A 13,878-nucleotide genomic window follows, 5' to 3' on the forward strand; every position below is an offset into this window, starting at 1 on the left:
TAAATTGCTCCTTTACAGCTTCATTCATTAAGAAAGCTAAGGTAAGTCGTTATGCGCTTTATATATTTAAAGTTTCTTCACCAGGCTTCCAATTTGCCGGACAGAGACCTCCCGTCTGCAGCGCCTGCAAGACGCGGAGTGTTTCATCAACATCCCGGCCTACATCATTATGGGTGACTACAGAGTATACAAGCTCTCCTTCTGGTGAAATGATAAATAACCCACGTAAAGCTACCCCTTCACCTTCATCCAGCACACCATAATCCCGGGAAATTTGATGGTTTGTATCTGCCGCTAACGGATAATTTAAATCACCTAACCCGTTATCTTCGCGCGATGTGTTAATCCATGCTTTATGGGTATGAATCGTATCTGTCGAGACACCAATAATTTCTGCATCTAAATCTTCAAATTCGTCATATCGATCACTCATCGCTTGAATTTCAGTTGGACAAACAAATGTGAAATCCATTGGATAAAAAAAGAGGACTGTGTACTTATCCTCACTCATCATATCATTCAACTTAACTTTACCGAATTCTTTGTTCGGCATAACAGCATTCATTTCAAAACGAGGCGCTTGTTTTGCAACCATCCGCTTATCCGTCATAAGTATTAGACCTCCTCATTGCTCTAATCAACAAAACGTAGTTTTCAAACATACATGGTACTGATTGTTACTAATTTAACCATATAACACATTGTTGATACCCTTATTTAAGCAAAATCCGCATTGATGATTGGGAACTCCAGCTTCCGCCATGATCGCATCTTCGACTTTTTTCGTTTAAAATATACATATACGGGTAAATTCAGTTTTGTATCTGTAAACGTTGCAAAAGGAGTGTCAGTTATGCCAGAGTTTTTACAAGAAGGTTTGCTTGCCGACTTTGTTGGTGGTGCTTTTATTATTATCCTGCAGATTCTGCTCGTTCTCATCGGCTTTTTCGTTGCAAAAGCGATTGGACAAAAATTAATCGCGCGCACTTTCAAGCGCATGCAGGAGCAAAAAAATGTTCACCCATCAAGAACAAAGACGCTCGAAAAGCTCATTGTCAACATGTTCAATTACGTGCTCATTTTTATCTTTATCGTCGTTGTACTCGGGATCTTTGAAATTAGTATTGCACCATTTATTGCAAGTGCCGGCATTATCGGTTTAGCGGTCGGTTTCGGGGCTCAAGGGCTTGTCAGCGATATTGTTACCGGCTTTTTTATACTGCTTGAAAAGCAAATCGAAGTTGACGATTATGTTACCGTAAGCGGCCTCGGAGGTATTGTTGAAGAAGTAGGACTTCGGACAACACAAGTACGCGGATTCGATGGAACACTACATTACATCCCCAACCGGGAAATCGGCAGTGTCAGCAATCATTCCCGCGGTAACATGCGCGCTATGGTTGATATTGGTATATCTTATGACCACGACCCTGCAGAAGCCATACGTGTCTTGCAAGATGTTTGTGACCAAGTTGCAGCAGAAGAAGAGGCTATTCAAGAAGGGCCGGACGTTGTAGGCGTTCAAAGTTTAGGTGATTCTGAAGTAACGATTCGCATCATCGGTCATACTGAAAATATGGAACAGTGGGGGATTGAGCGTAAAATTCGTGAGCGAGCGAAAAAAGCGCTTGAAGAAAACAATATCGAGATCCCGTACCCACATCAAGTTTATGTTCACAAAGAGCAAACGGCATAAATACAAAAAAGGTGACTGCCGAAATGAGCAGTCACCTTTTTTTATGTGTTCATGCGATGTTTAAGATAAGCTGCTGTATGATGAACACCGTTATGAATCGCTTCTTCAACCGGCGTTAAACGCGCATCATGTAAACCATATGGACTATCAGCGCCAAGCCAGAACATTAACCCTGGGATGTCCTTTAAAAAGTAGCCAAAATCCTCCCCCGTCATAGCCTCACGACACGCATAACTATGAACGTCTTCACTTTGCTCACTGAAGGATAAAAAGTCTTCAGCCAGTTCATGATTGTTGTACACTTGTTCGTATGTCGCACCCCAGTCCACTTTCGTCCTGCAGGTAAACGACGCCTCTGCTCCTTGAAGCATTTGCTGGATCCGCTCTTTCACTTTACGCATCGCCTCTGCAGACATTGTGCGAATCGTTCCTTCAATACGCGCCTCACCGGCGATAATATTTTGCTTTGTACCCCCTTGAATTAAACCGATCGTTACAACCGCACTGTCTAGCGGATCTACATTTCTTGAGACAATCGACTGCAGCTGGGTTACAAAGTGACTTGCTGTGACAACCATGTCATTTGCTTGATGCGGGTAAGCTGCGTGACCAGCTTGGCCGACAAAGTCGATAAACAACTCTGAGGTGTTCGCAAATAACAAGCCCGGCCGGGTTGCTACCGTACCTTCAGACAGCTCAGGCGCAATGTGGAGGGCATAAATTTCATCAGGATACCATCTTTGGAATGGCTCAGCTTTCATCATCGGCTCTGCGCCGCCCGGCCCTTCTTCAGCCGGCTGAAATAATACAAGCACATGATCTTTCGGCTGCGCTTGAGCAAACTGTTCACAAAGCCCGAGTGCGATCGTCATGTGGATATCGTGCCCGCAGGCGTGCATGTAACCTTCGTGCAGGGAAGCAAATTCGTAGTTTGTATTTTCGTTCATCGGCAGACCGTCCATATCCGTACGCCAGGCGATGGTTTTGTTCGCATCATAACCTTGAAAACGAACAAAAATGCCTGTCTGCCATGTTTCAACTTCCATATGCGGCACCTGCATACTGCTTAGCTGCCAAAGTAAATAAGCTTGTGTTTTTAGCTCTTCAAATCCAGGCTCCGGAATTTGGTGAAGCTCGCGACGAATTTGTATAAGATCCAATTCACTCATCACTTAAACCTCCTGCCAAAGCTGCGAGCTCTTCTTCGAGCACTGTAAGTAAATGCTCAATTTCAGCATTCTCTAATGTAAGCGGCGGGAGAAAACGAAGAATGGTCTGCTGTGTCACATCTATGAGTATGCCGCGGTCCAAAATGCGCGCACGAAGCTCTTTTACTTTTTCCGGAGCGAGTTTTAACTTCATCCCTAGCATCATCCCCAACCCACGCACCCCATCAACAACTGATGGATAGGCTTTAGTCAAAGATTGCAATCCGTTTTGTAATTTTTCTGCTCGCTCCCGGCTGCTAGAAAGCACGCCATCTTCAAACAATGCATCAAGCACAGCATTGCCAAGTGCAGCACTTAAAGGTGAAGGTCCAAACGTCGTGCCGTGATCCCCCGGCTGAAACTTATCTTTTACTTGATTCCCGGCAATCAATCCGCCAAGCGGTAAGCCTCCCCCTACACCTTTCGCGAACAAAACGATATCAGGTGTAACGTTTGTGTGCTGATAGGCAAACAATTCACCTGTACGCCCCATACCTGTTTGTATTTCATCCATAATAAATAGCACGTTATGTGACTTGCACAATGCTGAAGCTTGTTCCATAAACGTTTGCGACAGTGGAACGATTCCACCCGAACCGAGGACAGGCTCCATTAAAACTGCTGCCGGCTGTTCATCTTCTAAAATACGAGCAAGTGAAGCTGTGTCTTCTGCAGGTGTTTCATACACCGGCATATCAACAGCAGGAAAGTCTTGATAAATCCCCGGTTGGCGCGTCAAACGAATGGTACCTAGCGTTCGACCGTGAAAGCTGTTTGACAATACTACGATACCATTTTTCTCTTCATCCTGAGCGTTACGCCACTTATGAACCAATTTCACAGCTGCTTCAGTTGCTTCAGCACCAGAGTTTGCAAAAAAAACTTTTCCTGGCATGGTTGCTTCAATTAAACGCTTCGCAAGTTGCACTGCCGGAGGTGCAACAAAATAATTAGAAATGTGCAGATAAGTATTCCCCTGCGCTTCAAGAGCCTGCTTTACACGGGGGTGACCGTGACCTAAAACATTGACCGCAAGCCCCGTAAATAAATCGAGATAGGCTTTGCCATGTGTGTCATATAAATAATTTTGCTCTGCTCTTTCAATGGCAAGCGGAAGCCGGTTATATGTCGGCATAATATAAGTTTCATCTAAATTGAGCCATTCATCGCTCATAAAGCATCCTCCTATTCCCTTGAAATGGCGCTAAGACCCCCGGGAGAATACGGGGGTCTTAGCTGTGTCTTTTGTTTAGTTGTCGTTGTTTAAGCGACGGAGTTCTGTTTTGATTTCTGTTTTGCCTTTTGTTTGTTCATCGATTTCTTTAATGACACGAGCTGGTGTCCCAGCAACAACTGTATGAGCCGGGACATCTTCAGTAACAACAGCGCCCGCAGCAACTACAGCACCTTCGCCGACTTTCACACCTTCAAGTATCGAGCAGTTCGCACCAATGACGACTCCGTCTTCGATGATCACCGGCTGAGCAGAAGGAGGCTCAATGACGCCGGCAAGTACGGTACCCGCACCGACGTGGCAATTTTTACCGACAGTTGCACGACCACCCATAGCCACATTCATGTCGATCATCGTACCTTCACCAACAATACAACCGATGTTAATGGTAGCTCCCATCATAATGACAGCGCCATCACCAATTTCAACTTGATCACGAATGGTTGCACCCGGCTCAATACGAGCTTGAATATTTTTTTGATCCAAAAGTGGAATCGCAGAGTTACGACGGTCATTTTCTACAACATAATCTTCAATGGAAGATGCATGGTTTTCGAGCGCCGGCTGAATATCAGCCCACTCACCAAATACAACGCCAGTGTTTCCATAAATAAACGTTTGTGCATCCGGACCGAACTCAATATTCTCAAGTTCTCCTTTAATATGTACTTTAACTGGTGTTGATTTTTTACTTTCAGAAATAAAACGAATAATTTCGTTTCCATCCATCATTTTCATAGGTAAGCCCTCCTTGTCCTTTATCAATACTACGATACCATATCCAAAGGTTTGGTCAAAGCATGACGCACCTTTTCATCAAAAAAATGCCGCCTGCTTATGCAGACGGCACAGACCTTGTGAAAAATGACGCTATTTTTAAATTCATGCGTTTTACAATTAAAACTGTGCTTCTTCAGTAGAACCAGCCATCGCTGTTGTTGAAGAACTGCCGCCTGAAATGACTTGGGAAACTTCATCAAAATAGCCGGTACCAACCTCGCGCTGGTGACGCGTCGCAGTATAACCATTAACCTCGCTGTCAAATTCTGCTTGCTGCAGTTCAGAATATGCACCCATGCCTCGGTCTTTGTAGCCGCGCGCAAGTTCAAACATGCTGTGGTTTAATGCATGGAAACCTGCAAGTGTAACAAACTGGAATTTATACCCCATTTTCGATAGCTCTTTTTGGAACTCTTCAATCTCATCATCCGCAAGATTTGCTTTCCAGTTGAACGATGGTGAGCAATTGTAAGCGAGCATTTTGTCCGGATACTTTTCATGAATTGCGTCAGCAAAACGCTTCGCCTCTTCAATGTCCGGTTTCGCTGTTTCACACCAGATTAAATCAGCATACGGCGCGTAAGCAAGACCTCGGGATATCGCCTGCTCAATACCGGCGTTCGTGCGGTAAAACCCTTCTTCTGTCCGCTCACCGGTAATAAACGCTTCATCATATGGGTCAGCATCCGTTGTAATTAAATCAGCTGCGTTTGCATCTGTGCGGGCAATGATTAGTGTCGGAACACCGCAAACGTCTGCTGCCAAGCGGGCTGAAATCAGGTTACGTACAGCGTTTTGTGTTGGAATTAAAACTTTACCACCCATATGACCGCATTTTTTCTCAGAAGCAAGCTGATCTTCAAAATGAATACCAGAGGCTCCAGCTTCAATCATCCACTTCGTAAGCTCAAAAACGTTCAACTGACCGCCGAAACCGGCCTCAGCGTCTGCAACGATCGGAGCAAAAAAGTCGGTATCTCCTTCACCTTCCATGTGCTGAATTTGATCAGCCCTCTGCAGCGATTGGTTAATCGATTTTACAACGTTTGGTACACTATTTGCCGGATAAAGACTTTGGTCTGGATACATCTGCCCGGCGATATTTGCATCAGCCGCCACTTGCCAGCCGCTTAAATAAATTGCCTTTAATCCTGCTTTAACTTGCTGTACTGCTTGATTTCCGGTTAACGCTCCAAGTGCATTAATATAGTTTTCTTCATGCAGAAGCTGCCAAAGTTTATGAGCTCCGTGTTCAGCTAAAGAATATGTGAGCGGAAGCGACCCTTGAAGTTTCGTCACATCTTCTGCACTATAAGGTCTTTCAATGCCGATCCACCGCGGATTTGTATCCCAATCATTTTTCAGTTCCTGCGCATTGTAATTCATACTCATAATAAAAATCCCCCTTAAATAAAATTAAAATTCAGTAATTTTAGATGAAAATTTATAACCTTTCATAACCTGGCAAAGTTAAAAACTCTGTAAACTCATCTTCAGTCACAAGTTCTTTCATGAGTTGCTCTGCTTCTTTTAAGCGATCGGTAGATATACCGGCAGTTTTGTATTCAGCTGCGATATTCTCACTCGCTTGATTTACCATATCAAGGACGAATGTCTCCGTGATTTCTTTTCCATTTGAAGTGTACGCATCCTGGTGCTTAATCCATTGCCACAACTGCGCCCTTGAAATTTCAGCTGTCGCTGCATCTTCCATTAAATGATGGATCGGTACCGCCCCCATTCCTGACAGCCAAGCTTGAATATAGCGAAGCCCAATATCTACATTCATATAAACGCCTTCTTCTGTGATATCTCCTTTTGGCACTTGAAGAAGGTCACGTGCGCTAACTTGAACATCTTCACGTTTTTTATCAATTTGATTAGGCTGTGGCATATGTTTGTTAAAGATTTCTTTTGCCACTGGAACAAGGGCTGGATGTGCCACCCATGTACCGTCATGACCGTCTGTAACCTCCCTTTCTTTATCTTCACGAACCTTCGCAAGCGCCGCTGCGTTTTTCTCTTCATCATTTTTCACAGGGATTTGCGGTGCCATGCCGCCGATCGCCGGCGCATTTCGTTTATGGCACGTTTGAATCGCAAGAAGCGAATACGCCCGCATAAACGGCACAGTCATTGTTACTTTAGATCGGTCTGGCAGCAATACTTCCGGCCAATGACGCAGGCGCTTCAAATAGCTGAATATATAATCCCAACGTCCACAGTTTAAACCGGCGGAGTGATCTTTTAGCTCATATAAAATTTCGTCCATTTCAAAAGCAGCAGTAATCGTTTCAATAAGTACCGTAGCTCGAATTGTGCCTTGCGGTAACCCAAGCTGTTCTTGTGCCTCGACAAAGATTTCATTCCATAAGCGGGCTTCCCAATGATGTTCAAGCTTTGGCAAGTAAAAGTAAGGGCCGCTCCCCCGTTTTCTCAGTTCTTCTGCGTTATGAAACATATAAAGTGCAAAGTCAAACAAACCTCCAGAGATGGGACTGCCGTTAAACAACACATGATTTTCATCAAGGTGCCAACCTCGCGGCCGTACGAGCAATGTCGCTGTATCTTCGCTTAACTCATAAACTTTTCCATTCGTTTCATTTTCAAAAGTGATGTCTCGACGAACGGCATCATATAAATTCTTTTGTCCGTCAATTAAGTTCAACCATTTCGGTGAGGTGGCGTCTTCAAAATCAGCCATGAAGACATGCGCCCCGGAATTTAAAGCTTGAATGACCATCTTACGACTGACCGGACCGGTGATCTCCACTCTCCGGTCTTGTAAATCTTCAGGCAATGATGCAATCGTCCAGTCACTATTTCTTATGTGCTCGGTGTCCGGAAGAAAGTCTGGAAGTTTACGCTCATTGATCGCTGCTTGCACTTCCTTGCGCTCTTGAAAAATTTCGTGACGCTTCGTTTCAAATTTTTCTGCTAAACCAGCTAAAAACTGCAATGCTTCCTCAGTTAAAATATGACTATACTTTTCGGGAATTTCACCAGTCACTTTTAGGCCTGACTGGGTTGTTGTACTATGATTCATCACGTCTCCCCCTATCAAAATGTTATCTGTTTTAGTACAGTTTGTTTCTGTTACATTTATATTATAACAGGAGCATCTGTTACGCAACAGTTAAATAGAATTTTTTTCTTAAAATTGTATTTTTATTTGTAAAATGCTGATTTCATAGTTAAAAAACAACCTTGAAAACTTTTCAAAGCTAATCGATGTTATATAACAGGAACCAAATAAAAAAGCTCAAGCTAGTACTTGAGCTCAGCGTGTAGACAAACAAAAAATGACTTTGCATTTCGGCGGACGCTTCTGCGGGATTTTCTCACTCATTGTTCTCCGAAGGCGTCGCCGCCGATATTTATCAGCCTTTCGTAATTTGATGGTCATGATCTTTTTTATCAAGCATTATCTACATGAATGAATTTCATCACTTGTCATAACAAGAACCTTCTACTTAGGAATCCCCCCACCTCTTAGCGAAGGGTAGGTGGGGGGGATTCAAGCTCCTCTACTTGCAACAGCTTGTATAACATCTTTTCGACGACCTAGCCACTGTTTCAATTCACTAGATAGCATCGGTTTTGCATACAAATATCCTTGAACAACTGCACATTGCTGTTGATTCAAAAAGTAGAGCTGCTCAATATCTTCAACCCCTTCAGCAACCACTCTGATTTTCAAGCTGCGTGCTAGTGCAATAATAGCAGTTACAATTTCCCCATCATTAGAAGAAGCCGCAACATCTTTAATGAACTCACGATCAATTTTCAAAATATCAATAGGGAATACTTTTAAATACTTTAAAGACGAATATCCTGTGCCAAAATCATCAATCGCAATATTTACACCTAGTGCTTTCAATGCCTTCATTTTCTCTTCGGTCTTTTCAATGTTTTCCATCGCTACGCTTTCTGTGACTTCCACAGTTAAACATGAAGCATCCAAGCCTGTTCGCTCTAATGCCCCCTTTACATTTTCAATAAGGTCAGCTTGTTGGAATTGTCTTGCTGACATGTTCACTGACATAGAAATCGCCGGATGACCTTCATCCTGCCACTGCCGATTTGTCCGGCATGCTTCTTCAAGTACCCATGCTCCTACTTTGTTCATAAGCGGAGAACGTTCAAGTACCGGTATAAACTGAGCCGGCGATATACGACCCAGCTTATAACTATCCCAGCGGAGAAGAGCTTCAACACCTACTACTTCACTCGTTGAATAATCTACTTGAGGCTGAAAGTGAATGGAAAATTCATCTCGATCCAAAGCGAGACGAAGTTCTTTATCGATTTCAGCTTGCGCTAAATAACGTTCGTTCATTTCAGGTTCATATAAAGACGCTTGAATTTCACTTTTTCGTCCTGCGTACATCGCTGCGTCTGCATTGCGAATCAAACTTTCATAAGTTGTGCCATCTTTAGGATAAAAAGCAATCCCGGCTGTACCAGCAAGCAGTATTGCGTCGTCACCTATTTGAAACGGCTTTGAAAATACCGAGAGCAGTTGCTCAACATTTTGTTTCGTCTTTTCAGCAGAATAAGCTTCTGTTAACAAAAGCGTAAAGACATCACCTTCTCCACGGGCAAGCATAGCTCCTTTTGAAAGCGAAGCTTGCAACCTTTCTGTCACAGCTACCAACAGATCATCACCAGCTTGATGACCAAGCGTGTCGTTTACTGATTTAAAACCATCTAAATCTAAATAAACCACCGCAAAGTTTCGTTCCAATCCGGTGACACTAGCATTTATCGCTTCGTCTACGAGATCACGAAATTTACGGCGGTTGGCCAAACCTGTGAGTTCATCCTTATAAGCCAGCTGCGCCATCACTTCATCCGTCTCTTTTGTATAGCGTTGAATGTGGGTTTCGAGCCGGTCTAAAAGTCGATTGATATGCTGGCCTAACCAATGAAACTGCCTCGTCTTGAGTAATAAACGTCCATATTCATCCCCGAGGGACACTTTACGGAGAAATTGCTCAACTTCAAACAAAGGCCGAAAATATGTAAACAAAACCTTTTTAATTAAAAATTGCATGACGATAGAAACAAAACCAAGGGTCGTCACTACAAATACATACGGAATGTCTGCAGGTAGAAAAACCACCGCAGCAATTGCTGTCATAACAGCTGTTCCCCAGCAAACAGCTGTTATTTGATAATATAACCGCATAGCTGCTTTCCGGCTGTTCATCTATAGCCCTCTTTTCTCATCCAAAAGTCTCGCACACCTTACCTGTGTCTATTATACCAGAGGAGAAATGGAAAACAAGGCGAACCACTTGACAAATTTTGCAAAACTCGATGCATTTGTTTATAAGACTTCTTTAATAAACACTGTTCGCTCTTCAGCTAAATCAATATCTACGAATTCATAATCTTCTTTTGCATGACCAACAATATTAAACGCACGGACGACCGGACGCTGCGGCAAACCTTTATGTTGAGCGATCACAACACCTGTCTGCCCTGTTGTTAATCGAACTTGGCTTCCATTTGGATAAAATGCTACAGCTCGGAGAAAACGCCAAACAATAGGGTGGGCATACTTAAGGTTCGTAGCTCCCATAATATTTTCACACGCTTCATGTGGCAGCATCGGTTTTTCACCATCACCTTTTGTGAGCAAGTTATCAAAATCATTGGCTACCGTCGTAATCCTTGCCAATGCATGAATATCGTTTCCCTCAAGCTTCCTCGGTACTCCACTACCGTCTAAGTATTCATGGTGAGCTAATGCAACGTGAGCAGACAGCGTACTTATTTCATGATTCACTCGCAAAATATCAAACCCAAGCCATGTATGGTGTTCCGGCTGCATTCGATCCTTTTTTGTTCGATCAACTTTCCCAGTGACTTTCCCTACATCATGCATAAGTGCACCAATTGCCAGTTCCTGAAGCTTCTCACGGTTTAAATTCATTTTGACCCCAATCAATATTGAAGTCATACATACATTTAATGAGTGAACGAAAATTTCGTTTGCTTCTGTTTTGATATCAGTTAAAGCAAGCAGTAAATCTTTATTCTCCAAAATTTCTTCAATTAGTTTTGTAACCGATTTTTGAACATCTTGAATTTCTACTTCTCCGCCTTTTTGAATTTGGGCATGGCACGCTGATAAAGTACCCAAAGTTTCACGACGTGTCGTTTCTGATACCATCTCTTCAACTTGAACCTCTCCGAAAGTATCATCTTTAATATAAACCGCCCAAACACCCATGTGTCTCAGTTTTGCGATCAAGCCGACCGTTAAAGGTACACCTTCCTGTAAAAGAACCCGCCCGTCACTTGCATAAATATGACGGGCCAACTCATCTCCTTGATCCACTTGATGAAGCAGCTTATAGCGCATATCTATCCCTCCTGCTTTCATCGCACTCTATTTCTTTACTTCATTTTATTATACTTAGATTTTTACGAAAAACCAATTTTAACCTCAAAGATCATTTCACAAATTAAACCTCGTTTGAACTACCCCCACCTAAGCTTCGCTAAGAGGTGGGGGATTCCTAAGAACACCAACCTAACGGTCAGTTATGAATTAGGCGATCCCCGAAGTCCCTTCGGTTCGAAGCCTTATAGCTTCGGCTTCAATGTTTTTACTTGCGTTGAAATCTCGATCGTGATGAGTGTGGCACGATGGGCATGTCCATGTACGCAAAGCAAGATTCTTCACGTCTTGATTACGATAGCCACAAGAAGAACACAACTGACTTGAAGGGAAAGATTTTTCTACAGCTACAACCTTCTTTCCGTACCATTTTGCCTTATATTCAAGCATGGAACGGAACTCTGACCAACTAACTTCGCTAATGGCTTTTGCAAGTTTGTGATTCTTCACCATGTTCGTTACCTGCAAATCTTCAATGCCGATGATCTCGTGGTTTTTGACAATATCGGTGCTGATTTTATGCAGGTAGTCCGTACGGGCGTTTTTGATTCGTTCGTGAACACGAGCCACTTTCACCCGCTGTTTCTGATAATTTTTCGCTTCACGTAAAGGCTTGCCGTCTTTCTTTGCCTGTTCATAACGGCGGGACAACTTACGCTGCTCTTTAGCTAACGTCGTTTCCAAGGAACGGAGGAAGCGGGGGTTGTCGTAATCCGTTGCGTCTGACAGGGATGCATATGTTTTTAATCCGACATCAATGCCGATGGACTGCCCGGTTTTCGGAAGTTCGTCGACTTCCGTTTCCACAAGAAGGGACACGAAGTATTTGCCTGTCGGGTTCCTACGAACCGTCGCAGACAACAGACGCCCTTCCACTTCACGGCTCTTAGCGAACTTAACAAAACCAACCTTCGGCAGTTTGATTTTGTTATCGACAACCGCAATGTTCCCGTTTGTATGTTTGGTTGTATAGGATTGGACCGGGTTTCCCTTTGATTTGAAACGCGGAAGTTTGTTTTGTTTTTTGAAAAACCGTGTGAAGCTGTCAGCCAGGTTTTTGACACTTGTTTGTACAGCGACACTATCCACTTCTGTTAACCATTCGTATTCCTTTTTGAGCGCCGGAAGTTCCGAAGAGCAGGAGCTGTACGTTAAACCTTTCCCTTTCGTGGCATAGGCCTCGTTCCACTCCGCGAGAAAGTAGTTGAACACAAAGCGGCTGCATCCAATCGTTTTGTTAATCATCGTTTGTTGGTGTCGGTTAGGATAGATACGGAATTTGTAGGCTTTGTGTATGCTCAACGTCAGCGACCTCCTCTCGGAAATACGAACTTACATTCCCATTATAGCGAAGATGTCATACCCAGGCAAGCAAGGGGTAACAGAAGGGCGATTCATCCCCCGCTTTACACTTCGTAAGAAGCGGGGGTCTTCTCGCCTAATATGATAAAAAATAAAAAAGCAGCCGATTTTCGGCTGCTTACGTGTTTTAACTGCGGGTTGTTTTTAAATAAGACTTCGCTATTTGCTGTACATCATCCGACCAAGCTGTTAAACACCCGGTCATAGCTGCTTCAACAGTTTCAACCCCTGCTTCTTCCCAGTAATCAAGGGGTTCCTGGGTTAATTCCGAGCGTTCAAAAAACGTTTTTAAACCATTGATTACTTCTGTGGCATCCTCACCATTCGCTTTCACAGTAACCTTTTCTCCTAATTTCAGCGTGGTAAGCATCGACATTAAACCTAGCGCACTTTTTCCGTTTGCTGAAGCTTTTTTCGTTTCAAACGTGATATAACTATCCCAACGCTCTGTGGCGTGAACTAAATCAATGACTTGGTGCACCGGCAAACCTTTGACAAAAGTAAATGTCTCTTCTCGTTTCATGGCCCGCTCGGACCCCTTTCTGTTTCAAAGTTTTGTCTGATCATCCTTTGTCATTATAGACCTACGTATTGGCTTGCGCAACCATTGTCACGAAATTATTAAAGAAGGTTTAAAACACCGATACTTCCATAAACAATTAAAACAACACCGGGAAGATAGCTAAAACGAGCGAGCCACGGTCGCTGCAGTATCTGCTCTCCTGCTTTAAAGCCGATAAGCAGAGAGAGAGCACCTGCAAAAGCCATGATTAAAGCTGCTGAAACAATTGGGTAATCCTGCATACCGGCTCCTGCACCAGCTAGTAGGGCATCAAGAGATAAAATAAAAACTAGCAGCACACTTTCTTTTTTCTCAATTTGCGCCTTATCATCTGTTGTTGATTGATTTGATACATATACTTGGTATAAGCTGTACAGCCCAATAAGAATAAAAGCAGCTGCTGCTATACCTTCAGCCCAGGTTAAAGGCAGAACTTCCCTTAAACCACGTCCGCCAATAGCAGTCATGATAAATGCGGCCCCTGACACAAGACCAACAGCTAAAATAAATCTGAACTGCGCCGATTTACGCTGCACACCGTAAGCTGTTCCAACCGCTAAATTATCTGCAGATGCAGCAAGCGCCAGGACGATAATCTCGATCCACAAAACCATTCCCCCGCTT

Annotated in this window: 12 protein-coding genes; 1 reads left to right on the forward strand and 11 read right to left on the reverse strand. The window is 43.5% G+C overall.

The window, feature by feature from the left end:
- Positions 1-58 precede the first annotated feature (58 nt).
- Positions 59-610 carry a peroxiredoxin gene (locus B0H94_RS02075; RefSeq protein ID WP_106587582.1) on the reverse strand — a complete coding sequence of 184 codons (552 nt, stop codon included), beginning with the start codon at positions 608-610 and terminating at the stop codon, positions 59-61.
- 243 nt (positions 611-853) lie between these two features.
- Between B0H94_RS02075 and B0H94_RS02080 the strand changes: the two genes are divergently transcribed.
- Positions 854-1,696, forward strand: coding sequence for a mechanosensitive ion channel family protein (locus tag B0H94_RS02080; protein ID WP_106587583.1), 843 nt, complete (start codon positions 854-856; stop codon positions 1,694-1,696).
- A 41-nt stretch (positions 1,697-1,737) separates the two neighbouring features.
- Here the strand turns inward: B0H94_RS02080 and B0H94_RS02085 are convergent, their stop codons facing one another.
- The 10 genes from B0H94_RS02085 to B0H94_RS02130 all read right to left on the reverse strand — a co-directional run bounded on the left by B0H94_RS02085 (position 1,738) and on the right by B0H94_RS02130 (position 13,862).
- Positions 1,738-2,865 (reverse strand): N-acetyldiaminopimelate deacetylase, encoded by a 1,128-nt coding sequence (locus B0H94_RS02085; RefSeq protein WP_106587584.1) that lies wholly within the window; start codon positions 2,863-2,865, stop codon positions 1,738-1,740.
- Positions 2,858-4,078: an aspartate aminotransferase family protein gene (locus B0H94_RS02090; RefSeq protein WP_106587585.1), complete on the reverse strand. Its 1,221-nt coding sequence runs from the start codon at positions 4,076-4,078 to the stop codon at positions 2,858-2,860. The genes B0H94_RS02085 and B0H94_RS02090 overlap by 8 nt, the downstream gene beginning before the upstream one ends.
- A 75-nt stretch (positions 4,079-4,153) precedes the next feature.
- Complete coding sequence (gene dapD, locus B0H94_RS02095) at positions 4,154-4,876, reverse strand: 2,3,4,5-tetrahydropyridine-2,6-dicarboxylate N-acetyltransferase (protein WP_106587586.1); 723 nt, start codon at positions 4,874-4,876, stop codon at positions 4,154-4,156.
- Between the two features lie 159 nt (positions 4,877-5,035).
- Positions 5,036-6,310: an isocitrate lyase gene (aceA, locus tag B0H94_RS02100; protein WP_106587587.1), complete on the reverse strand. Its 1,275-nt coding sequence runs from the start codon at positions 6,308-6,310 to the stop codon at positions 5,036-5,038.
- A 52-nt stretch (positions 6,311-6,362) separates the two neighbouring features.
- Entirely contained in the window at positions 6,363-7,964 is a 1,602-nt protein-coding gene (aceB, locus tag B0H94_RS02105) for a malate synthase A (RefSeq protein WP_106587588.1), read from the reverse strand.
- A gap of 471 nt (positions 7,965-8,435) precedes the next feature.
- Entirely contained in the window at positions 8,436-10,130 is a 1,695-nt protein-coding gene (locus B0H94_RS02110; RefSeq protein WP_106587589.1) for a putative bifunctional diguanylate cyclase/phosphodiesterase, read from the reverse strand.
- 120 nt (positions 10,131-10,250) lie between these two features.
- Entirely contained in the window at positions 10,251-11,291 is a 1,041-nt protein-coding gene (locus B0H94_RS02115) for an HD-GYP domain-containing protein (RefSeq protein ID WP_106587590.1), read from the reverse strand.
- Positions 11,292-11,480: 189 nt separating this feature from the next.
- Positions 11,481-12,632 (reverse strand): IS200/IS605 family element RNA-guided endonuclease TnpB, encoded by a 1,152-nt coding sequence (gene tnpB / locus B0H94_RS02120; protein ID WP_106587591.1) that lies wholly within the window; start codon positions 12,630-12,632, stop codon positions 11,481-11,483.
- 187 nt (positions 12,633-12,819) lie between these two features.
- Positions 12,820-13,215 (reverse strand): HPr family phosphocarrier protein, encoded by a 396-nt coding sequence (locus tag B0H94_RS02125; RefSeq protein ID WP_106587592.1) that lies wholly within the window; start codon positions 13,213-13,215, stop codon positions 12,820-12,822.
- A 98-nt stretch (positions 13,216-13,313) separates the two neighbouring features.
- Positions 13,314-13,862, reverse strand: a complete 549-nt coding sequence (locus B0H94_RS02130) for a manganese efflux pump MntP (protein WP_181315214.1) — start codon at positions 13,860-13,862, stop codon at positions 13,314-13,316.
- Positions 13,863-13,878 lie beyond the last annotated feature (16 nt).

The organism is Salsuginibacillus halophilus (assembly GCF_003014715.1).
Classification (GTDB): Bacteria; Bacillota; Bacilli; order Bacillales; family Marinococcaceae; genus Salsuginibacillus; species Salsuginibacillus halophilus.

Bases quoted from the DNA above. Each gene is read 5' to 3' on its own strand.
- B0H94_RS02075 (WP_106587582.1), bottom strand. From the start codon at position 610: ATGACGGATAAGCGGATGGTTGCAAAACAAGCGCCTCGTTTTGAAATG.
- B0H94_RS02080 (WP_106587583.1), top strand. From the start codon at position 854: ATGCCAGAGTTTTTACAAGAAGGTTTGCTTGCCGACTTTGTTGGTGGT.
- B0H94_RS02085 (WP_106587584.1), bottom strand. From the start codon at position 2,865: ATGAGTGAATTGGATCTTATACAAATTCGTCGCGAGCTTCACCAAATT.
- B0H94_RS02090 (WP_106587585.1), bottom strand. From the start codon at position 4,078: ATGAGCGATGAATGGCTCAATTTAGATGAAACTTATATTATGCCGACA.
- dapD (WP_106587586.1), bottom strand. From the start codon at position 4,876: ATGAAAATGATGGATGGAAACGAAATTATTCGTTTTATTTCTGAAAGT.
- aceA (WP_106587587.1), bottom strand. From the start codon at position 6,310: ATGAGTATGAATTACAATGCGCAGGAACTGAAAAATGATTGGGATACA.
- aceB (WP_106587588.1), bottom strand. From the start codon at position 7,964: ATGAATCATAGTACAACAACCCAGTCAGGCCTAAAAGTGACTGGTGAA.
- B0H94_RS02110 (WP_106587589.1), bottom strand. From the start codon at position 10,130: ATGAACAGCCGGAAAGCAGCTATGCGGTTATATTATCAAATAACAGCT.
- B0H94_RS02115 (WP_106587590.1), bottom strand. From the start codon at position 11,291: ATGCGCTATAAGCTGCTTCATCAAGTGGATCAAGGAGATGAGTTGGCC.
- B0H94_RS02125 (WP_106587592.1), bottom strand. From the start codon at position 13,215: ATGAAACGAGAAGAGACATTTACTTTTGTCAAAGGTTTGCCGGTGCAC.